19 protein-coding genes are annotated in these 20,370 nt (G+C 73.1%); 6 read left to right on the top strand and 13 right to left on the bottom strand.

What is annotated here, in order from left to right:
- Positions 1 to 34: 34 nt before the first annotated feature.
- From ACGFNI_RS03170 to ACGFNI_RS03160, 3 genes are all read left to right on the top strand, one after another.
- Positions 35 to 1,096, top strand: coding sequence for a type III polyketide synthase (locus tag ACGFNI_RS03170; RefSeq protein WP_393680050.1), 1,062 nt, complete (start codon positions 35 to 37; stop codon positions 1,094 to 1,096).
- Positions 1,097 to 1,382: 286 nt separating this feature from the next.
- Positions 1,383 to 1,775: a thioredoxin gene (trxA, locus tag ACGFNI_RS03165; RefSeq protein ID WP_393680049.1), complete on the top strand. Its 393-nt coding sequence runs from the start codon at positions 1,383 to 1,385 to the stop codon at positions 1,773 to 1,775.
- Positions 1,772 to 2,368 carry a histidine phosphatase family protein gene (locus ACGFNI_RS03160; protein ID WP_393680047.1) on the top strand — a complete coding sequence of 199 codons (597 nt, stop codon included), beginning with the start codon at positions 1,772 to 1,774 and terminating at the stop codon, positions 2,366 to 2,368. Before trxA ends, ACGFNI_RS03160 begins: the two co-directional genes overlap by 4 nt.
- 32 nt (positions 2,369 to 2,400) lie before the next feature.
- On the opposite strand, the gene ACGFNI_RS03155 is transcribed toward ACGFNI_RS03160, so the two are convergent.
- From ACGFNI_RS03155 to ACGFNI_RS03105, 11 genes are all read right to left on the bottom strand, one after another.
- A complete protein-coding gene (locus ACGFNI_RS03155; RefSeq protein ID WP_393680045.1) occupies positions 2,401 to 3,432 on the bottom strand; it encodes a rod shape-determining protein in 1,032 nt (343 codons plus the stop codon).
- Positions 3,433 to 3,620: 188 nt separating this feature from the next.
- Complete coding sequence (locus ACGFNI_RS03150; RefSeq protein ID WP_393680044.1) at positions 3,621 to 4,232, bottom strand: hypothetical protein; 612 nt, start codon at positions 4,230 to 4,232, stop codon at positions 3,621 to 3,623.
- On the bottom strand, positions 4,216 to 5,025 hold the full coding sequence (locus tag ACGFNI_RS03145) for an FkbM family methyltransferase (RefSeq protein ID WP_393680042.1): 810 nt from the start codon (positions 5,023 to 5,025) through the stop codon (positions 4,216 to 4,218). The genes ACGFNI_RS03150 and ACGFNI_RS03145 overlap by 17 nt, the downstream gene beginning before the upstream one ends.
- On the bottom strand, positions 5,022 to 5,279 hold the full coding sequence (locus ACGFNI_RS03140; RefSeq protein WP_393680041.1) for a Trm112 family protein: 258 nt from the start codon (positions 5,277 to 5,279) through the stop codon (positions 5,022 to 5,024). The genes ACGFNI_RS03145 and ACGFNI_RS03140 overlap by 4 nt, the downstream gene beginning before the upstream one ends.
- Positions 5,266 to 6,252, bottom strand: a complete 987-nt coding sequence (locus tag ACGFNI_RS03135; RefSeq protein WP_393680040.1) for a DMT family transporter — start codon at positions 6,250 to 6,252, stop codon at positions 5,266 to 5,268. Before ACGFNI_RS03135 ends, ACGFNI_RS03140 begins: the two co-directional genes overlap by 14 nt.
- Positions 6,230 to 7,075, bottom strand: coding sequence for a class I SAM-dependent methyltransferase (locus ACGFNI_RS03130; protein ID WP_393680038.1), 846 nt, complete (start codon positions 7,073 to 7,075; stop codon positions 6,230 to 6,232). The genes ACGFNI_RS03135 and ACGFNI_RS03130 overlap by 23 nt, the downstream gene beginning before the upstream one ends.
- The gene (locus ACGFNI_RS03125; RefSeq protein WP_393680036.1) at positions 7,072 to 8,613 is read right to left on the bottom strand and encodes a condensation protein; all 1,542 of its coding nucleotides are present in this window, start codon (positions 8,611 to 8,613) and stop codon (positions 7,072 to 7,074) included. The genes ACGFNI_RS03130 and ACGFNI_RS03125 overlap by 4 nt, the downstream gene beginning before the upstream one ends.
- Complete coding sequence (locus ACGFNI_RS03120) at positions 8,606 to 13,111, bottom strand: alpha-(1->3)-arabinofuranosyltransferase family protein (RefSeq protein WP_393680035.1); 4,506 nt, start codon at positions 13,109 to 13,111, stop codon at positions 8,606 to 8,608. The genes ACGFNI_RS03125 and ACGFNI_RS03120 overlap by 8 nt, the downstream gene beginning before the upstream one ends.
- Entirely contained in the window at positions 13,108 to 13,833 is a 726-nt protein-coding gene (locus ACGFNI_RS03115; protein WP_393680033.1) for a class I SAM-dependent methyltransferase, read from the bottom strand. The genes ACGFNI_RS03120 and ACGFNI_RS03115 overlap by 4 nt, the downstream gene beginning before the upstream one ends.
- Before the next feature lie 6 nt (positions 13,834 to 13,839).
- The gene (locus tag ACGFNI_RS03110; protein ID WP_393680031.1) at positions 13,840 to 15,024 is read right to left on the bottom strand and encodes a glycosyltransferase family 4 protein; all 1,185 of its coding nucleotides are present in this window, start codon (positions 15,022 to 15,024) and stop codon (positions 13,840 to 13,842) included.
- A 375-nt stretch (positions 15,025 to 15,399) separates the two neighbouring features.
- A complete protein-coding gene (locus tag ACGFNI_RS03105) occupies positions 15,400 to 16,359 on the bottom strand; it encodes a DUF3068 domain-containing protein (protein ID WP_393680030.1) in 960 nt (319 codons plus the stop codon).
- 245 nt (positions 16,360 to 16,604) lie between these two features.
- On the opposite strand from ACGFNI_RS03105, the gene ACGFNI_RS03100 reads away from it, so the two are divergent.
- Both ACGFNI_RS03100 and ACGFNI_RS03095 read left to right on the top strand, forming a co-directional pair.
- Positions 16,605 to 16,751 (top strand): hypothetical protein, encoded by a 147-nt coding sequence (locus ACGFNI_RS03100; protein WP_393680028.1) that lies wholly within the window; start codon positions 16,605 to 16,607, stop codon positions 16,749 to 16,751.
- Positions 16,752 to 16,761: 10 nt separating this feature from the next.
- Positions 16,762 to 18,006, top strand: coding sequence for a helix-turn-helix domain-containing protein (locus tag ACGFNI_RS03095; RefSeq protein WP_393680027.1), 1,245 nt, complete (start codon positions 16,762 to 16,764; stop codon positions 18,004 to 18,006).
- A gap of 22 nt (positions 18,007 to 18,028) precedes the next feature.
- Here ACGFNI_RS03095 and ACGFNI_RS03090 read toward each other — a convergent pair whose 3' ends face one another.
- Entirely contained in the window at positions 18,029 to 18,685 is a 657-nt protein-coding gene (locus ACGFNI_RS03090; protein ID WP_393680025.1) for a disulfide bond formation protein DsbA, read from the bottom strand.
- A 116-nt stretch (positions 18,686 to 18,801) separates the two neighbouring features.
- On the bottom strand, positions 18,802 to 19,233 hold the full coding sequence (locus tag ACGFNI_RS03085) for a MarR family winged helix-turn-helix transcriptional regulator (protein ID WP_393680023.1): 432 nt from the start codon (positions 19,231 to 19,233) through the stop codon (positions 18,802 to 18,804).
- Positions 19,234 to 19,318: 85 nt separating this feature from the next.
- Between ACGFNI_RS03085 and ACGFNI_RS03080 the strand changes: the two genes are divergently transcribed.
- Entirely contained in the window at positions 19,319 to 20,338 is a 1,020-nt protein-coding gene (locus ACGFNI_RS03080) for an NADP-dependent oxidoreductase (protein ID WP_393680022.1), read from the top strand.
- Positions 20,339 to 20,370: the final 32 nt, after the last annotated feature.

Below are 20,370 nucleotides of genomic sequence, written 5' to 3'. Positions count from 1 at the left end.
GCCGTGTGGAGCACCGTCCGCTAGGAGGAGTTCCATGGCGGTTCTCTGCAAGCCGGCCATCGCAGTCCCCGAGCACGTCATCACCAACGAGGAAACCCTCGAACTGGCGCGGCGGTTGCACGCCGATCACCCGCAACTCGGCCTGGTACTCCGGCTGATCGAACACACCGGGGTGCAGAAGCGGCACCTGATCCAGCCGATCGAAGAGACGCTGCGGCACCCCGGGTTCGACGCCCGCAGCATCATCTACGAGGAGCACACCAAGGAACGGGTACCGGCGGTGGTACGGCAGGCGCTCGACCAGGCGCAAGTGGAGGCGGATCAGATCGACTTGATCATCTACGTCTCCTGCACCGGCTTCATGATGCCGCCGCCGACCTCGTGGCTCATCAACGCGATGGGGTTCCGGCCGGATACGCGCCAGTTGCCGATCGCCCAACTCGGGTGCGCCGCGGGCGGTGCGGCCGTCAACCGGGCCCACGACTTCTGCCGTGCGTACCCGGACGCCAACGTGCTGATCGTCGCCTGCGAATTCTGTTCGCTGTGCTACCAGCCCACCGACCTGGGAGTGGGATCCCTGCTGTCCAACGGCCTGTTCGGTGACGGGATCGCCGCCGCGGTGCTGCGGGGCAACGGTGGCACCGGAATCCGCCTGGAACGCAGCAGCTCGTACATCATCCCCAACACCGAGGAGTGGATCTCCTACGCGGTCCGTTCCACGGGGTTCCACTTCCAGCTCGACAAGCGGGTGCCAGGGACCATGGAGCCGCTCGCTCCGGCGCTGCAGACCGCGGCGGAAGACCACCAGTGGAACGCCGGGAAGATGGACTTCTACATCATCCACGCAGGCGGTCCGCGCATCCTGGACGACCTCAGCTTCTTCCTCGACGTGCCTCCGGAGGCGTTCCGCTTCAGCCGGGCCACGCTCACCGAGTACGGCAACATAGCCAGCGCGGTGGTGCTCGACGCCATGGGCCGGCTGTTCGACGAGGCATCGTCGTTCGACGGCGACCGCGGGCTGATGGCGGGCTTCGGGCCCGGCATCACGGCCGAGATCACCCTGGGCAGCTGGGCTTCGGAGTCCGCGGAGGAGTGAGCCGCCGTGCTCGACGGCCGGCCGGGCGGTTCCTGGAGTCGTCCGGCCCCGCGGGGATTCCCGGGGCTGCGTACCGGACCCGAGGGCCGGCCAGGGGCGCGGGCGGGCGGTCGGGCGGGTGTTTCAGGACGTGTGTTTTCGCACTCGATCGGGATGTCTAGGACGGCGTTCGGTGGGCAGGGGAGCGGGACGGTTCCGGTGCGCGGAATACGTCACGGGTTGATCCCGTTGCCGCAGCTGGATACCGACTGGACATCCACGACAGACCGGAAGCAGGGAAGCACGTATGAGCACGGTTGAGCTCACCAAGGAAAACTTCGACGACATCGTCTCCGGCAACGATTTCGTCCTGATCGATTTCTGGGCCGAGTGGTGCGGCCCGTGCAAGCAGTTCGGGCCGGTCTTCGAGCGGTCGTCCGACAAGCACGACGACCTGGTCTTCGCCAAGGTCGACACCGAGGCGCAGCCCGAGCTGGCCTCCGCGTTCCAGATCCAGTCGATCCCGACGCTGATGATCGTCCGCGACAACATCGCCGTGTTCGCCCAGCCGGGTGCCCTGCCGGAGGCCGCCCTGGAGGACGTCATCGGCCAGGCCCGCGGCCTGGACATGGACGAGGTCCGCGCATCGGTCGCCGAGGCCCAGAAGGACGAGCAGGGGCAGCAGGCGCAGGGCGAGTGAGTGAGCTGCTGCTGATCCGGCACGGCGAGACCGAGTGGAGCCGGACGGGACGTCACACCAGCTGGACCGACCTGCCGCTCACCGCCGACGGCGAGGAGCAGGCCCGCGCCCTGCGGCCACTCCTCGCCGGCCGGAAGATCGCGCACGTCTACGCCAGCCCGATGGCGCGGGCGCTGCGCACCGCCGAACTGGCCGGCCTCGTCACACCCGAGATCGACGACGGTCTGCGGGAATGGGACTACGGCGGCTACGAAGGCATCTCCACCCCCGACATCCACCGTGAACGGCCCGACTGGTTCCTGTTCACGCACGGCGCCGTCCCCGGACCCGCCGGCCACCCCGGGGAGTCACCCGATCAGGTCGGCGCCCGCGCCGACGGGGTGCTGGAGCGGATCGCGCCGCAGCTGGCCGCGGAGGAAGGGGACGTGGCGCTGGTGGCGCACGCCCACTTCCTGCGGGTGCTGACCGCCCGCAGGCTGGGACTCCCGGCCTCCGGCGGCGCGCTGTTCACGTTCGGAACCGGGGCGGTCGGCGTCCTGGGGACCGAACACGGCCGCCCCGCCGTGGTGGCCTGGAACGCCCGGACGCTGTAGGGGCCCCGGGCGGGCCGCGCCCGCCCGTGTGGCTACGGAGCCATCGAATCGAGGTGCAGGGGTTCCACCTTGCCCTCGATCATGGCGCCGAGCCCCTGCACGGCACAGGTGTCGGGGCGGTCGGCGATGTGCACAGGCATCGTGGTGGCCTGCTGGATCATCGGCTCCAGACCGGGGATGAGGGCACTGCCGCCGGCGAGCACGATGCCGCGCTCCCCGAGGTCGGCGACCAGATCCGGCGGGCAGCGCCGCAGCACCGCTCCGATGGCGTCGAGAATGGCGGTGAGCGGGGTGGCGATGGCGTGCCGTACCCGCTCCGTGTCCACCTGAACGGACCGCGCCAGGCCGCTCACCACGTCGCGGCCGTGCACCTCCGTCGAGCCCTGGGTGAGCCCGCCGGTACCGGAGAGCATCAGGTGCAGCGGGCGGACGGACTGCCCGGGGAGCGTCAACTCGTGGTGCAGACGCAGATGCTGCAGCACCGCGTGATCGATGGCATTGCCGCCGACCGGGACCGATTCGGCCGCCACGATCGAGCCGAGCGAGAGCACCGCGATCTGTGTGGTGCCCGCGCCGCACACCACCACCATGGTCGCCTCGGGCTGTTCCACCGGCAGACCGCAGCCGACCGCGGCGGCGACCAGCGTGTCCACCAGCTCGACCCGCCGCGCCCCGAGACCGCTCAGCGTCTCCACGGCGGCCCGCTGCGCCAGCGGCTCACTGCCGTACGGCTGGCAGACCGCGGCCCGCATCGTGGGCCGGCGCCGCCAGGTCCTGCGCAGCTTGTCGCCGACCAGTTGCCGCAGCAGCCGCTGGGCCATGTCGATGTCCACCACCGTGCCGTTGGCCACCGGGTGCACCACGCGGATGTAGTCCGGCGTACGCCCGTCCATCACGGCGGCGTCGGCGCCGACGGCCAGCAGCGCGCCGGTACGGATGTTCACGGCGGCGACGGTCGGCTCGTCGACGATCAGCCCCTGGTTCTTGACGTACACCCGCGTCCTGGCCGATCCGAGGTCGACGGCCACCGAGCAACGGCGCAGTTGGGCGAGGCTTATGGTCATGGAAGTTTCCTCCCCTGTGGGCCGGTATGGGTGGAGCGTTCGCAAGGACCACTCATCGCCATCCTGTGGGGGCGCCTGCGCAGGTGCCCGTTGGGGAGGTCCGGTCGGGGGACGGGTGCGGGGTACAACCGGCAGGCGGCTCCGGGGATTCGGGCGTGTCCGGTGGGTCGGCGGGGGCGGGCCGCCGGTCAGTCGATGTGACGCTGGAGCAGTCCCCAGGTGAACTCCAGCACGATGTCGCGGAGTTCGCCCGCCGGGTCGGGGACCGTACAGCCCAGACGCCACCGGGTGGGCGCGCTGCCCTCCATCGGACGGGCCGGGGCGAAGGCGCGGGCCGCCTCGTCGACCGTGCACGACCAGGGCGCGAGGTCGGCGGTGGTGCGCAGGTCGGGGGCCGCGGCGCCGGGGGCCCGCACGAGCCAGGCGTTCCAGACGGTGCCGCCCGGTGCGGTGAGGACCTCGAAGCGCAGGTCGGGCCAGAGCGGCACGGGCCAGAGCAGCGCCTCGCAGGTCAGGTCGCCGATCCGGCGGGCGCCGACGGATTCGGGGGCGCCGAGCAGGGCGCGGTAGGGCTGGACGCCGCCGCGGGCCCGGGGCGCGTGCATCCGGGCCTGCCAGCGGCGGTTGGCCTCGCGCAGATCCGCGCGGGATGCCCCCAGTTCGCGCAGCGCGTCCTCGACGGCGCCGGGCTGGTGGTCGGCCATCCGGCGCAGCAGAACGAGCTGGAAGGCGAGAGGTCCTGGCAGGTCGGCGGGGGTGCCGGGGTCGTGCGGAGGGTCGTTGTCAGTGGTGGGGTTCATGATGGACATGGTCGTGGACGGTGGGGGCGCCGGGAGGTCCGGGGCGGTCGCCGTCGGGGAGGAACAGCACGGAGTTGACGTAGCGGCGGTGCGGGGCGAGGGAGCGGCGCAGCAGGCCGTGTTCGGCGAGGTGGGAGGTGCGGGACTGATGAGCGGGCAGATCGAAGTCGGCCAGTGGGGTCCAGTGGTCGTGCGGCAGGACCCAGCCGCGATAGCCGCGGGCCGCCGTCCAGTCCAGGACCGGCGTCAGCGGCTGGATGCGGGACTCCAACTCGACGAACAGCGCCGGGTGTTCCCGCGCGATGGTCTCCTCGGCCCCGCGCAGCACCGCGAGTTCCGCGCCGTCCACATCGATCTTGATGACGGTGACCTCGGAGAGTTCCAGCGCGTCGAGGGGGAGGCAGGGCACGTCCAGGGTGGTGCGGTGCAGCTCGCGGCGTACCAGCGAGGAGACCCCGCGGTCGCCGCGCCCGCCGGGCGGCAGCCAGAGCGTGGCGCAGCCCGCGTGGTCGGTGGCGGCAGCGGGCACGACATCGACGTGCGGCGGGGTGACGGAGGCGATCAGCCGGGCGAGGTGGGGGACGGGCTCAAGGGTCACGACCCGCTGCGCGCGCCGTGCCAGCCGCCGTGTCCAGGGGCCGTACCAGCCGCCGACGTCGACGGCGGTGCCGCCGCGGGGGCAGAAGTCGGCCAGCCGCCGCAGCTCGGGTTCGAAACGGGGATAGAGACCGGCGGCCACGGCCGACACGAGTCGGGGCGGCAGCCGCGGGCCCAGCCGGGCGGCGAGCGTCACGACCGCGCCTCCTGGTCGGCGGCGGGGGCCGGTGGCGTGCCTGGTGTGGGCGCCAGGCGCCGGAGGATACCGGTGTGTTCCGCTTCGGTGACCTCCTCACCCGATACGGGGAGGAGCTGGGGGATGCCGTCCAGGATCGGGTAGCGGCGGCGCAGCCGGGGGTTGTAGAGGGCGGCGCCGTCGGAGAGCAGGGACAGCGGGCCCTTGTCGAGCGGGCAGGCGAGGAGGGGTAGCAGCGGGTCATCGGGTGTCATGGGTCAACTCCGGTAATCCGGTGGGGGGTTGGTGTTCGGTCGGTGTGGCCTGGGGGTGCGGGGCGGGGGTGTCGTGACGGGGCAGGGCGAGCAGGACGGACAGGGCGACGGCGGTGCCGCCCAGGCGCAGCGCGAGCCGTACGGGATCGGACGGCAGCGGTTCGCCGAACGCGACGGTTCCGCAGGCCACGGTGAACACGCAGGTGACGGTGGTGCAGACGGGGACGATGAGGGAGGCGCGACAGCGTTGCAACGCGGTCTGGGACAGCACGAGACCGGTGGCTCCGGTGAACAGGAGGAGATACGGATAGGGCGAGCGCAGCAGCCCGGCGGCGGCACCCAGCAGATCGCCGGAGGTCAGCAGGCCGGAGACGCCCTTGATGGCCAGTGAGCTGACGCCGTAGAGGAGGCCGACGGCCACGCCGTAGGGGACACCGGCGGTGGGCAGCCGGTGGCGGCGCCTGGCGCGTCGTTCCGCCGAGCGGTAGAGCAGCAGTCCGGCCGCCAGGGACGGCACGGCGAGGGCCAGCAGGGTGCCGGGCGGCGCGGTGCGGGCGATTGCTTCGGCGTCGCCGCCCCGCAGCGAGGCGACGACCATCACCAGCGCGACGAGGATCGCCACGATGCCCTGCCGCTCGCGCCCGCTGGTCCGTTCGCCCAGCACCACGGACGACAGCAGAAGCAGCAGGACGAGCCCGGAGACGAAGAGGCCCTGGGCCGCGGCAAGGGGGAGGGCGCGGTAGACGGCGAGTTGGGCGGCGAAGCCGGCGGCCAGGGAGAGAGCGCCGCCGATCCACAGGGGACTGCCGATGAGGTGGCGTACGACCCGGGCGGGTTGCCGGGCGCTCAGGGCGGGCAGCGCGGACAGGGCGCGCTTCTCCAGCACGAAGCCGGTGCTGTACAGGACGTTGGCGAGCAGCGCGGACGCCACGCCCCACCACGGCACCGCGCTACTCCCTTCTCCGCCGGGCATGGGCGAGCAGGATCGACGACAGGGACGGGAGGTGACAGGCGGCGCGGTCGAGGGGGCGCAGCGGGCGCGGCACGTCGTGGTACGGCGCCCCGGCGATCCGTACGACGTCGAAACCGGATGAGGTGAGGAAGCCGCGGAGCGCGCGGGCGGTGTAGAGACGCAGATGGCCGACCACCTGGCTGCCCGGCCTGCCGTGGATGCCGCGCAGGCTCACCTCGGAGAAGACGGGCTGGACTCCGGCGAGCAGCAGTCCGCGGTTGTACCAGGCGGCGAGGTTGGGGGTGGAGAGCATCAGGTGGCCGCCGGGGCGCAGTACCCGGTGCAGTTCGTCCAGGGCCGCGTCGGGGTCGACGAGGTGTTCCACGACTTCACTGAAGAGCACCGCGTCGGCGGAGCCGGTCGCGAACGGCAGGCCGCCGTCGGTCAGTTCGCCGCGTACGGCATGGGGGATGCGGGGCGCGGCGCGGCGCAGCGCGTCCTGCGACCAGTCGACGCCGATGAGGCGGTGGCCGGCCAGCACCTTTGTGGCGGCGGCTGCCGCGGTGCCGTCGCCGCAGCCGACGTCCAGGACGGTGGCCGCCGCGGTCCCGCGCGCCGGCCCCAGCGCGCGGGCCAGCAGTCGTGCCTGCCGCAGGCTGCGGGCCTCACCGGAGGCGATGGGCACGTCCGGGTTCTCGTAGAAGTCCCGTAGGGAGGGCGGGCGTTGGCGGGGCAGATGGGGAGGTGGGGGCGAGGGGGAGAGGGAGGGGGAGGGGGAGGGGGATGACGGTGACGGTGACGGGGGTGTGGCCGGGGGGCGGGGAGGGGTCCGGGGGCGGGTCATCGGGCGTCTCCTTCCTGGGCCTGCGGTGCGGGCGGCGGGCCGGGAGGGGGGTGGGGCCAGGACGTGGCGGCCAGGCAGCGCGCGAACAGGGCGCCGAGCCGGGCGCCGGCGGCGGCGTCGAGGAGGGTGTGTGACCAGCGCAGGGTCAGCTGGATGCGGTCGCCGACCGAGACCGTGGTGACGGTCAGCCCGCGCGGCATCCGGGCCGGTGCCGAGAACCACACCGCGGTCGGACGGCCGCCCGCACCGAAGTCCAGCGGGTAGGGCACCCGGCCGATGTTGGAGAGCAGGGTGGTGGACGTCCAGGGCACGGCGGCGGTGCGCAGCGCCCGGGTCAGGGCGCGGCGTACCCCTACGGGGAGTGCCGGAGTGGTCAGCACGGTGCCGACCGGGCCGAGCGGGGCGCCGGGGGCGGACTTCAGCGCACGGGTGCGGGCCGCGGTGCCGCGCAGCAGCCGGGCCATGGCCTCGGGGGCGGGCGGGTCGGTGGCGAGAGTGTCGGCGTCCCGCCGCTCCTGTGGGCCGAAGCCGACCGGGACCAGCCGGGTGCCGTTGCCGATGGGCATCTCGTCGCCGCGCGGGCGGTCGTCGACGGGCATGGTGATGACGACGGGGGAGCCGGGGCGGCCGTGGAGACGGTTCCAGCGGGTGGCCATCAGCCAGGTGGCGACGAGGAGTTGGTCGTTGACGGTCCAGGGCGGCCGGCCGTCGATGCGTGGCGGGCGGGCCGGTACCGGCAGGTCGGCGAGCAGCATGCCGTTGGCGGTGCCGGGGTCGCTGATGAGGTCGGTGTGGTGGTGGGGGGCGTGGGGGGCGGTGGTGCTGGAGTCGTCGGCGACGTTGCCGCTGCCGCTGCGGTTGTTGTGGCCGGGGCCGTGGCTGGGGGCGATGTGGGTGGGGCGGGAGAGTGCGGGGGTTCCGGTGAGGGTGCGGAGGGGGCGGGAATCCATGGGGGCGGAGGGTCGGGCGGGCGGCGGGGCGGGGGAGTTGTCCGCGCCGTCGTACAGCGCGGCGGTCGTCGCCAGGATGCGGAGGCCGGCCGGGGCGTCCAGGGCCGTGTGGTTGAGGGTGGCCAGCAGGACGGTGCCGTCCGACGGGTCAGGGGATTCGAGCACCTCCAGACGCACGGGCGGGGAGGCGTGCAGGGGCGGGCAGTCGGCGAGGGCGCGTTGCCTGGCGCGGGCGAGGGTGTCGTGTGCGGGTGGGGGGAAGGCGACCGGGTCCACATCGGGGGCGTCGGTGAGCTGCCAGGTGTAGTGGCGGTGCCACCAGCGGGCGGTGGCCTGGCGCACCAGGGCGCGGGGGTGCCGGGTGAGTGCCTGGTGGAAGGCGGCGCGCAGCCGGGTGTGATCCAGGCGTCTCGGCAGATGCACCTCGATGTGGACGGTCTCCGGTTCGTCGTCCCGCAGGCAGTGCCGGGCGATCTCGTCGACGACGGGGAAGGGGAGACGGGGGAGAGGGAGGGGGAGTGAGGGGGAGAGGGAGGCGGGAGGGGTTTCGCCGGTGGGCGTGCCCGTTGCGGGCGATTCGTTACCCATGGCGTCCACCGCCACCGCCATCAGGAGCGCTGTCGTCAGGTGCGCTGTCGTCAGATGCGCTCTCGTCGGGCGTGCTGTCGTCAGGCGCGGTGTCGCCAGGGGCGCTCTCAGCATGCGTGCCGACGTCAGCCGTTCCGTCGCTTGTCGTCGCGCCCTCTCCTGCCTCATCCGTTTCGCCCAACTGGTCATCTCCAGCAGCCGAGTTGCGTCGTCCCGGCCGTACGCTGACCACCGCTGCCGACAGGGACAGCAGGGCCAGGGCCTGGGCGGTGCCGCTGAAGGCGCCCTGGTCGGCGGCGATCGGTTCGCCCGCGCCGAATGCGGCGATCACGCCGGCGGCCAGCATGGTCACGAAGGCCAGAGGCGCGAGCAGTTGGCCGCGGTAGTGGGCCAGGAGTGCGAGCAGCGGCACGATCAGCGCGTACGGGCCGGCCGCCATGGCCACCACCACGGTGGCGGCCACGCAGCCCAGAAGCCAGGACGGCGCGGGCGGGCCGGGCGCCACAGACGGCTCGGACGACTCAGGCGTCAGCGAGGTCACCGAGGTCACCGAGGTCACCGAGGTCGGCGACGCCGAGGCCGCAGGCGCTCCCCGGCGCCCCCGTCCGGCAACGACCAGCGCCGATACCAACAGCAGCAGCACGCCCAACACCCCGCCCAGCAGGCCGAGATCGTAGGTGGTGGCCGGCTCGTAGGTCAGGTGGACGGTGCCGCCCGCTCCGGCGGGGACGAGGAAGCCCTGTTGCCAGCCGTCGAGGCGGAGCGGGGACAGCGGGCGGCCGTTGAGGGTGGCATGCCAGCCGTCGTTGGCGTTCTCGTACATCTGGAGGTAGGCGGCCTTGCCGGGGCCGACGGCGACGGTGCGGCGGTCCCCCGACCAGTCGTTCGCCGCGACCTTGCGGGAGGGGGTGGCGGAGTGGTCGGCGGCGGGGGCCGCGGTACCCGGGCCGGCCGCCGGGTCGTCCCCCTTGTGGAGGGTGACGTCCGTCAGGGCCAGCGGGCCCTGGTCGCCGGCCTCCACGCGGTGGCGCCCTGCGGGCAGGTCGAGGTGTCCGTCGCGGGCCGGGCCCGCGCACAACTGCACGGTGACCGGGCGGCGTTCGGTCAGGTCGCGGACGGATCCTGACGCCTTGGTGGCGTGCAAGGTGCCGTCGACGGCCAGCATCGGGCCCTTGCCGCAGGGGAGCGTGAAGCGCTTGCCTGCGTCCGGGCGCGGGGTGCGGTACGCGTCCAGCGCCGGAAGATAGACCTCGCTAAGGCCGACCGGCAGTTGCAGGGCCTGTCCGGCGACCGGGTTGTGCAGGGTCAGCGGTTTGACCTTGCTGATGGTGATGTCGAGCCGGTCGGTGGTGATCGGGTCGAAGCGGGCCTGGCCGTTCTCGTCGACACCGGCGGTGGCCGCGCCGTCGGGTGAGTTGATGAGGATCTGCTCGGGGCGGGTGGAGATGCCGCCCGCCGCGGCCAGCACGATCTGGTCGACCTTCTTCTTGCCCGGCCAGCGCAGGTGCAGGGTGGGCCGGTCGCCGGCGATCCAGGCGGTGGTCAGGTCGCCGTCGACGAGGTTGCGGGGGCTGAGCGACTGGCCGAAGCCGAAGCTGGTGGAGTCGGCGGTGGCGGTGATGCGGTCCTTCTGTTCGGGGGCGACCCGGTCCAGCAGCTGGTCGAGTTCCGTGCCGGGGACGGCCAGCGCGGTGCCGGACACGGCGTAGCGGGCGCCCGTGCCGGTGTGGAACTGGCGGTGCAGACCGACCTCGGCGGAGACCGGCGACAGGCCGCCGGGGTCGCTGCCACGGTGCAGCGAGACGGTCTCGTCGGGTGCCTTCGACTTCTCGGCGTCGGTGGGCAGTTGCAGCAGCCGGGTCACCTGGACGTGCGGGATGCCGATCTCGGTGAAGCCCGCGCCGGAGAGGCCGGCGCGCGGGGTCTGCGAGCCGAGGATGGTGACCTTCAGCCACCTCGCCCTGCCGGGCGGCGCCTTGACCTGCTGCCGCGTGCCGTCGGGGCGCAACTGGCTGTCGGCGCTGCCGCGGTCGGTCCGGATCCGTACGGAGGTGGGGGCGGCGCGCATGCCGTCGCCGGGGAGCGGGGTGAGGGAGAGGGTGGCGGGGATGGCGGTGGGCTCGGTGAAGGCGATGCGGATCCACTGGCCCACGGGGGCGGCGGCGCTGCCCTCGGCCCACGCGGTGTCCGGGTTGCCGTCGAAGGCGTTCGCCGGGTCGTACTGCGGCAGTTGGAAGAGCCAGTTGCCGCTGCTGGACGCGGTGACCGAGGACGCGCCGCGGAGCACGGCGGTGGTCTGGTGGCCGATGCCGGGGGTGGGCAGGATCTGCCGGGGTGGCCGCCCGGGGTCCTGGACGCTGTCGGGGTGGTTTCTCTCGTCGGCGGTGTACGTGTAGGACGTGTTGCTGTTGACCAGGCCGAAGCGGGTGTCGGCGCGGCGCAGTCCGTCGGCGGTCAGTTGGCGGGGCGGGGTGCCGGTGCCCGGGTGCCGGTCACCGGTGAGGACGGTGGGGCGGTTGCGGAGCGCCGGGTCGGCGGAGAGCTGGAGCAGCGCCTCGGGGCCGCCGCTGAGCTGCGCGGTGTCCGCGACGGCCCGGGTGGTGACGGGTCCTGGCGGCGCCGTGTCGCGGGGCCGGTAGATCTCGACGGAGTGCAGCCGCGGGTAGAGGCCCTGGATCTGTACGGGGGTGTCGGAGTGGATCCGGCCGCCGGTGATCAGCGGACCGAAGGACGCCGTCCTGCGGTAGCCGGACGCCTCCAGGGTGCGGGTGACGGTCTGCGGCGGCACGTAGCCCATCTGGTCCGGGTCGAGGTCGTTGCGCACGACCACGTCGTGGATGCCGGCCCGCCCCAAGTAGTCCCGCAGACCCGGCACTTCGGAGCCGGTCATCAGGGCCTGCTCCACGGCGTCCATGGCGCGCCGGACGCCGGCCGTGCCGAACGGGACGAAGTCGCGCTGGGCCCAGGGGGACGCGGCCAGGATGTCGAGCGGCTGGTCGATGGGCGAGCCCCAGGTGTAGATGCCGTGCGCGGTCGCGGGCACGACGAGCGCGCGGCTTTCGGGGCTGTGGGTCTTGAGCCAGTCGGCGGTCTGCTGCCAGTACGCCGGGAGCTTGGTGAAGGCGCCGGGCTGGAGGATGTTGCCGCTGAGGAAGGGGAGGGCGAGGGCCGGCAGGGTGAGGACGGCGACGAGGAGGGTGAGGAGGCGGGGCATCCGGGGGCGGCGCGGGGTGGCCCGCGTGTCGCCGCGGGCGTGCCCGATTCCCGTCCCCTTGGCGACGAACGGCCGTGCCGTGCCCAGGAGATGGGCAAGTCCCAGAACGATCGCCAGGGCGAGGCCGGGCGTGAACTTGTAGATGTTGCGGAACGGGCGCAGCCATCCGTTCAGCCACTCCTGCCACACACCGTGCAGCGGGCCGCCCAGCTCGCCGCCGTACCCGGCCAGCGCGATCAGCGCGACGGTCAGGGCGCACAGCAGCAGCCAGCGCCGCTCGGGCAGATCGCGGCGGGCGAGCCCCGCGAGGCCGAGGGCGGCGGCGAGCGCGGAGCCCAGGACCGCGAAGGCGTTGGCGGTCATCGTCCAGCCGGCCGGCAGCCAGGGCTTCCCGAAGTCGAGGTAGCCCACCCAGTTGCCGGCGCCGCGCAGCAGTTCGGTGGCGGACATCGGTCCTGTGGTGGTGTCCGCCTGCTCGATGAACGGCATGAAGTTCTCGCCGTGGATGCCCAGGAGGAGCAGCGGTACCACCCACCAGGCGGTGGCGAGGACGACGCCGGGCAGCCACCACGCGAGCAGCTTCGGGCGGCGCGGCCCCGTACGCGAGAGGAGATACAGGCCGACGGGCAGCAGCGAGGCCAGTGTGGACGCCGCGTTGACGCCGCCCATGAAGGGGATCAGCAGCGCGGAGCGGCACGCGGCGACGCGGGCGGTCAGCCGGGGGTCGGTCAGCGGCAGCAGCACCCAGGGCAGCAGCGCGCCGGGCAGCGCCGCGGCCGACGTGGAGCCGATGACGATGGTGAACGTCGGCCACAGGGCGTAGCAGGCCGCGGCGAGCAGCCGGGTGGGCGCGGTGCCGCAGCGCAGCCGCTCGGCCAGGCGCAGCGCACCCCAGAAAGCGACGGTGACGATCACCGACATCCACAGCCGCTCGGCCAGCCACACCGGGAGGTGCGCCAGATCGGCCAGGCCGTAATAGGGGAGGGTCGGGAAGGCGTAGCCGATGTACTGGTCGGCGATGCCGCCGAAACCGGCCCGGTCGTGCCACAGCCCGCCGAGGTCCCCGAGGAATTTCCAGGGGTCGACGGTCACCCCCAGCTTGGTCTCGAACGTCATCTTGCCCGGTGCGGGGGCGAGGAAGCAGGCCAGCGCGAGGGCCCAGAAGCCGAGGAGCAGGCGCCGGCGGCAGGGCGGGTGCGGGGCGGGTGCGGCGGGTGCGGGCGCCGCGGGGTCTCCGGGCCCTGGTGACCCCGGTGACGTGGACGGTTCGAGCGTCTGGGTCATGGCAACCGCCGGAGGATGAGGAGGAGGTTCCAGGTGGCGACTTCGCGGAGCACGGGGATCCGGGGGATGGTCTCCGCGAGGAACGGCGCGTAGCGGGAGCGGGCGGAGACGACGGAGATGTCGTCGCGGGCCCGCACCTGCCGCAGGGTGCGGCCGATGTGCACGGCGAACAGGTTCTCGCCCAGGGTGTGTTTGGCAGGACGTCCGGTGCGCCGCAGGTAGCGGGCGCGGGCCCGTTCGGCGCCCAGGTAGTGCCAGGGCGCGGTCTCGTGGCCGCCCCAGGGGGAGAGCCAGTTGGTGAAGGACACGTAGACGAGGCCGCCCGGCCTGGTCACCCGGATCAGTTCGCTGAGGAAGGTCTGCGGGTCGGCGACGTGTTCCAGGACGTTCGACGAGAAGCAGATGTCGGCCGCGCCGTCGGCCAGCGGCAGCAGGTAGCCGTCGGCGAGCACCGCGGCCTGGGGGCGCCGGCCGCCGGCGGACAGTTCCTGCGGGTCGGGTTCGAAGAGCGCGCCGCGTGCGCCGCGGCGCCGGAACTCCTCGGTGAAGTGGCCGCTGCCGCCGCCGACATCGGCGACCACCGCGCCCTTCAGCGGCAGATGGCGTTCGAGCTGGTCGGCGGCGTCACGGGCGAGCAGTCCGTAACAGTGTTCCGGGTCGGACTGCTCGTTCATGAAGGCGCGGAAGAGCGTGTAGGACCGGCGCAGGGAGGGGTCGCGCACCCCGCATCACCGCCCGGGTGAGGCGGCGGCGAACGCTTCCGTGGCGACCGCCCGGAAACTGCCGACCGTGTGACTCCATCTGAAGCGGGCGGCGCGCTGCCCGGCGGCGGCGCCCAGGGCCTCGCGGCGGCGGGCGCTGAGCGCGAGGGTGCACCAGTGGGCGGCGAACGCGCTCTCGCCGCGGGCCAGCAGGCCGGTGACGCCGTCGTCGACGGAGTCGCGCAGGCCCGGGATGTCGAACCCGACCGCGGGTGTCCCGCGGGCGGCGGCTTCCATCACGACCAGGCCCCAGCCCTCGACGAGCGAGGGGTGCAGCAACAGCCAGGCGGAGCAGAGCAGTTCGTGTTTGCGCTGTTCGGAGATGCGGCCGGTGAAGGTGACTCCGGGGCCGGCCAGCGCTTCCAGCCGCTCGCGTTCGGGACCGTCGCCGACGATGACGAGACGGCCGCCGGTCACCGGCCGTACCCGCTCCCACAGGCGCAGCAGCAGATCGATGCGCTTGTACTCGACGAGGCGGCCCATGGCGAGGAAGAGCGGTTCGGGCGCCTTGGGGAGCAGCGGTCCTGGTTCCTCGACGCCGTTGTGCACCAGGCGGATGCGGTCGCCGGGGACGCCGAGACCGCGCAGCGCGTCGGCGGTCGAGCCGGAGACCGCGACCATCAGGTTCCGCCGGTGGGTGCCGGCCAGCGCCCAGTGTTCGAGGCGGCGGCCGAGCCGGGCCGCCGGGGCCGGGTAGCGCATCCCCCACAGGTCCGTGTGGACGTGGTTGACCAGGCACAACGTCGGTCCGCTGTGCCAGAGGGGTGCGAGGTACGGCATGCCGTTGCAGACCTCGACGAGCAGGTCGCAGGGGCCCACCCGGCGCGGGGCGCGCAGGAAGTGCCCCGCGTCGCCGCCCGCCGAGATCACGCGGTAGGCGCGGTCGGCGGCGGGTCCGCCGCACAGCAGGGTGACGTCGTGGCCGTGGGCGGTCAGCCCTTCGGCGATCCGGTCCACGAGGAGTTCGGAGCCGCCGGCCGCGGGATTGCCCAGGTCACGGCGGGCCAGGAAGACGATCCTGCGGGGGGACGCCGCGGCGGGCGGCGGCGGGGTGGTGCGTGTGGGAGGGGAGGGGGGTGCGGGTAAGCCGGCGGCCCGTGTGGGGGGTGCGAAGGGCGCGACGGGCAGGGACGGTTGCACGTGCTGGGGCATCTGCGATCCAACTCGTCTCAGGGTGCGGTACCAGCGGTGGGGGACGTACTGCGTGCTGAGTCGTGCTGAGTGGTGCCGGTGGTGCGGAGTGGTGCGGGGTGTCCGGCGCGCTCCGTGGGGGCGGGGCGTGCCGGGCCGGGCCGTGCCGGACGGTCTGCGGGACGGCTGTACGGGCCCGTCGTGCGCGCGGGTCGGGCCGGTCGTGGGGGGCCGGCGGGCGGGGCGGCGGCCGGACGGTGACGTCGGTCGTCGCGGGTGGGGTGGATAGTTTTCGCCGCCGTGTTCGATGCGGCTACTCACCGGAGTGACAAAATCCGCTGCTCCCGGTGGGGCCGCTTCATCACCTTCGCTCATGCCGCGGCCCGCGCGGCGCGCTCAGACCCCGCGGCCCGGACGTCCGGCGCGGACCAGCGGCACCAGTCCTGACAGCGTGAGCAGCCCGCCGGCCGCCCCGGCGCTCAGCGGCAACACCTCGCCGACCAGGGCCAGTTTGCGGTTGTCAGCGGCGGCGAGCCGCTCGGCTGCCCGCCGGGTCGCCGGGGTGAACCGCAGGCCGTCGACGTGCAGCAGGGTGACGGCGGTGTGCGGGGAACCGGGGGCGCGCAGCGTCTTGTGGGGTGACAGGGACACATCGAGGATCCGGCCGGTGCGCCGGTCGGCGACCACCGACATCCGCGCGTCGGCGTACCACTCCTCGGCCTGGACCTGGCCCTGCCCCGGCAGGCCCACCAGCCTCCCAGGGACCTGGCGGCTGCCGGTCCTGGTGGGCGGCACGCTCCCGGTGAAGCGGTAGCCCTGGTGGTCGCCGACCTGCCGGGTACCGGCGAAGCGGAGCGGGACGGCGGCTCCCAGGGTGTCGTCCCACCAGCGGTAGGTCCTGCGCTGGAGGTCGAAGGGGAACTTGAGGTAGGCGTCGCCGTCGTGCCCGGTGGGCGCCTCGTCGCAGCAGTGCACCGGGTCGTTGGTGCGCCGGTCGACGACCCAGCGCCCGGTCGTCCACTGGAACGCCTTGCGCACGTCCTTGCCCAGCGTCCCCGGGGTGTCGACGGCCGTCGAGACGTCCCACACCGCGTGCCCGCTCCGCCCGCTCGCCGCGACGTTGCCCAGCACATGCTGCGTGAGGGTGATTTTCTGCCGTTCTCGGGTCGCCAGCCGCCCGACGTCGAAGTAGCTGCCGGTCCCGGTGAACACGCTCGTCTCGTCGACATCGACCGGCGCGACCTTGGCCCGTGGGGTGACGTACCAGGTCAGCAGGGGTGCGAGGACGAGAAGGAAGACGCCGATGCCGATCAGCACGAGCGAACGCGGCGCGGCAGGTTTACCGGAATCACGCATACGAGCACTCCTGGAAGCGGTGGGGGTGGATCACGCTCTGGTGCACGTGCGGCGGCGCGATGCGCCATGGGCCGGGAACGTAGGCCAACTCTTGACAGGCAGTCAATGCCCTTCCACACTCGGCAGGCACCGCGGCCACCCGTGGTGCCGCGCTGTGGGAACGCGGTGTCGTTGCGGCCCTCCGGGCGTCTCCTGGCAGCCCCGGCCGCCGACGGATCCGGCATCGACGAAGGGGCTCACGCGCCATGCACAGAATGCTTGCCGCCGCACTGTCCGCCCTGGCGGGCGCCGCGCTGGCCGTCGGCGCCGCACTCGGTGTCGTCGCGGCCCTGGACACCGCACCCGCGCAGCCGAACGTCCCGCTGGTCACCTTCGACCGGACCGGTGGATAGGAGGGCACGCGTGGTGAGTGCCGTCCGTTCGGCGTGGCGTGAGGTGCCATCCGTCCAGATACGGCGGTTCGCCGCGCTGGCGCTGGCGGAAGTGCCGCTGCTCGCCCAGGACATCCTGGCCGAGATCCGCCGGGAGTTCCCCCAACTGCCGGTGGTGCTGGACGAATTCGGCGAACCGACCGCGCTGGTCGGCATCCGCCAGTCCCTTGAGCACTTCGTCGCGCACATGACGGTCGGCCTGGACCGGCCGCACATCCACCCGCGCGTCTTCCAGGAGTTCGGCCGCGGCGAGGGCATGCAGGGCCGCAGCCTGGACGCCCTCCAGGCGATCTACCGGCTGGGCGTCCGGCTCGCCTGGCGGCGGCTGGCCGAGATCGGGCAGCAGGTCGCCATCCCGGCCCCCGCCATGTACGAGCTGGCCGAGTCCGGCTTCGAGTACCTGGACGGCCTGGTCGCCGCCTCCGTACGCGGCTACGCCGAGGCCGCGGCCCGCCAGGCGGGCGAGCGGCTACGGCTGCAACGGCGCCTGATGGAGCGGCTGTTCGCGCCTGCGGCGGCACGGGCGGGCGCCGCCCCGGGCGCGGGAGCGGGCGGCCACGAACCCGATCCGGTGGTCGCCGAACAGGCGGCCCTGCTGGGCTGGCCGCTGCCCGAACGCGTCGCCGTTGCCGTGCTGTTACGGCCGGACCGCGCGGCGGTGGCGCCCGCCGTCGCCCCCGACATCCTGCTGGACATGGAGTGCGAACGGCCCCGGATGGTGGTGCCCGAACCCGACACCCCCGGGCGGGGCGAACTGCTGCGGCGGGCCGCGGCCGGCTGGTCGGGGGCGATCGGGCCCGCCGTGCCCCTGGCGGACGCGGCGAAGTCGCTGCGCTGGGCCGGGGCGGCGGCCGACCTGATGGAGCGCGGCCTGCTGCCCGTGGGTGATCTGCTCCAGTGCACCGAGCACACCGAGGCGCTGGTCCTGCTGCCGCCCGAGGAACTGATCGAGGACCTCGGCCGCCGCCGCCTCGCCCCCCTGGCCGGCTGCGGCCCTGCGCACGGACTGCGGCTCGCCGAGACGCTGCTTGCCTGGCTGGAGACCCGCGGCGGCGCCCCCGAAGTGGCCGCCAGACTCGGCGTGCACCCGCAGACCGTGCGCTACCGGCTGCGCCAGATACGGGAGTTGTGGGGGAGCGAGGTGGACGACCCCGACCGCCGCTTCGAACTGGAGCTGGTGCTGCGGGCCCGGCGGCTGCGCGGGGGGCAGGGCTGAGCGGCGGCCGGGAGTGCGGGGGTCAGCTGAAGTCGAACTCGCCGGTGCGGGTCCGCTTCAGTTCGAAGAACCGGTCGTATCCGGCCAGCAGCCGGGCGCCGTCGAAGACCCGTACCGCGTCATCGCCGCGCGGGATCGACATCAGGACCGGGCCGAAGAAGGCCACCCCGTCGATGTGGATCGTCGGGGTGCCGACGTCCTCGCCGACCGGATCCATGCCTTCGTGGTGGCTGGCGCGCAGCAGCTCGTCGTAACGGTCGGTCTCGGCCGCCCCGGCCAGCGCGGCCGGCAGCCCGGCCTCGGCGAGCGACTCCTGGATCACGGCGGTGAGGTCCTCGCGGCGGTCGTTGTGCAGGCGGGTGCCGAGCGCCGTGTAGAGGTCGCGGAGCACCTCGTCGCCGTGTCCCGCGGCTGCGGCGATGCACACCCGCACCGGGCCCCAGCCCTCGTCGAGCAGCTCGCGGTACTTCTCCGGCAGGTCGTCGCGGCCTTCGTTGAGCACGGACAGGCTCATCACCCGGAACCGCAGATCGAGGTCGCGGTGCCGCTCGACCTCCAGGATCCAGCGGGAGGAGACCCAGGCGAACGGGCAGATGGGGTCGAAGTAGAAGTCGACGGTGTGCCGGGTGCGGCCGGGGTCCTGGGTGTCCTGGCCGCTCGGGGAGTTCTGGGAGGTCATGGGGTCAGGCTAGAGCGGCACACGGACGCACGCGCGGGCCACCCGCCGCCCCGCGCGGCCGGCCACTCCGTCGGACGGCCGCAGGTGGCGGCGCGGCTCCCCGTCCTCCGCCCCGCTCATTCCGGTGCGGTGCCCAGCATCCGCTGGAGCAGTTCCTTGAGCAGCGTGCGTTCCGTGACGGTGAGCTGGCTCAGCGGCTCGCGGGCGAAGTGGAGCGAGCCGCGCAGCCGCTCGGCCGTACGCCTGCCATCGGCGGTCGGGGCGGCCAGCTTCACGCGGCGGTCGGCGGGGTCGGGCCGGCGCTCCACCAGGCCGCGTGACTCCAGCCGGTCGACTATGCCGGTGATGTTCGACGGCTCGCACTTGAGGCGCTGGGCGATGCGGCGCATGGGCAGCGGCTCGACGGCCAGCAGGCCGAGCACCCTGGCCTGGGCGCCGGTCAGGGAGTGCTGGGATGCCGCGTGCTCGTACTCCTCGTGGTAGCGGGCGACGATGGTGCCGATGAGGTCGACGACCTCGACGGTCAGAGGGTCTGCGCGCGGAGTCATGGAAACAGGATAACCGTTTGCTTGACATCATGAAATATCGAGCGCATGGTTGTTTCAGTACCTGAAACATTAGGAGGATCGACCCATGTCCGCACTGCCCGCGACCGGCCGTGAATGGCACCTCGTCGCCCGCCCGCACGGCTGGCCCACCCCGGACGACTTCGCGCTGCGCGAGGTCCCGGTGCCCGAGGTCGGTGAGGGCCAGATCCTCGTCCGCAACCTGCACTTCTCCGTCGACCCGTACATGCGCGGCCGGATGAACGACGTGAAGTCCTACGTCCCGCCGTTCCAGCTGGACCAGCCCATGGACGGCGGCGCGGTCGGCGAGGTCATCGCCTCGCGCGCGGAATCCGTCGCCGTCGGCGACCACGTCCTGCACGGCCTCGGCTGGCGCGAGTACGCCGTGCTCGACGCGGGCAGCGCCGCCAAGATCGACGCCTCGCTCGCCCCGCTGACCGCCTACCTCGGCGTCCTGGGCATGCCGGGCCTGACCGCCTACGCGGGCCTTCTGGAGGTGGCGTCCTTCAAGGAGGGCGACGCCGTCTTCGTGTCCGGTGCGGCCGGCGCGGTGGGCAGTGAGGTCGGCCAGATCGCCAAGCTCAAGGGCGCGTCCCGGGTCATCGGCTCGGCCGGCTCGGACGAGAAGGTCAAGCTCCTCGTCGAGGAGTACGGCTTCGACGCCGCGTTCAACTACAAGAACGGCGACGTCACCAAGCAGCTCAAGGCAGCCGCACGCGACGGCATCGACGTCTACTTCGACAACGTCGGCGGCGACCATCTCGAAGCGGCCATCAGCGCGTTCAACGTCCACGGCCGCGCCGCCATCTGCGGCATGATCTCGATGTACAACGCCACCGAGCCGACCCCGGCGCCGCGCAACCTCGCGCTGGTGATCGGCAAGCGGCTGCGCCTCCAGGGCCTGCTGGTCGCCGACCACCGCGCGCTGCAGCAGCAGTTCGTCCAGGAGGTCTCCGGCTGGATCCGTTCCGGCGAGCTGAAGTACGGCGAGACCAAGGTCGCCGGCATCGAGAACGGCGTCGAGGCGTTCCTCGGTCTGCTCCGCGGCGAGAACACCGGCAAGATGATCGTGAGCCTCGCCGACTGACCTGGCGGTGCGGGCAGTTAGGCTCGGCGGCA

Origin of the sequence: Streptomyces sp. NPDC048644 (assembly GCF_043199105.1) — a bacterium.
Taxonomy (GTDB): domain Bacteria; phylum Actinomycetota; class Actinomycetes; order Streptomycetales; family Streptomycetaceae; genus Streptomyces.
The sequence above is the reverse complement of the archived record's forward strand: the minus strand, read 5'-3'. Positions and strand labels throughout refer to the sequence as shown.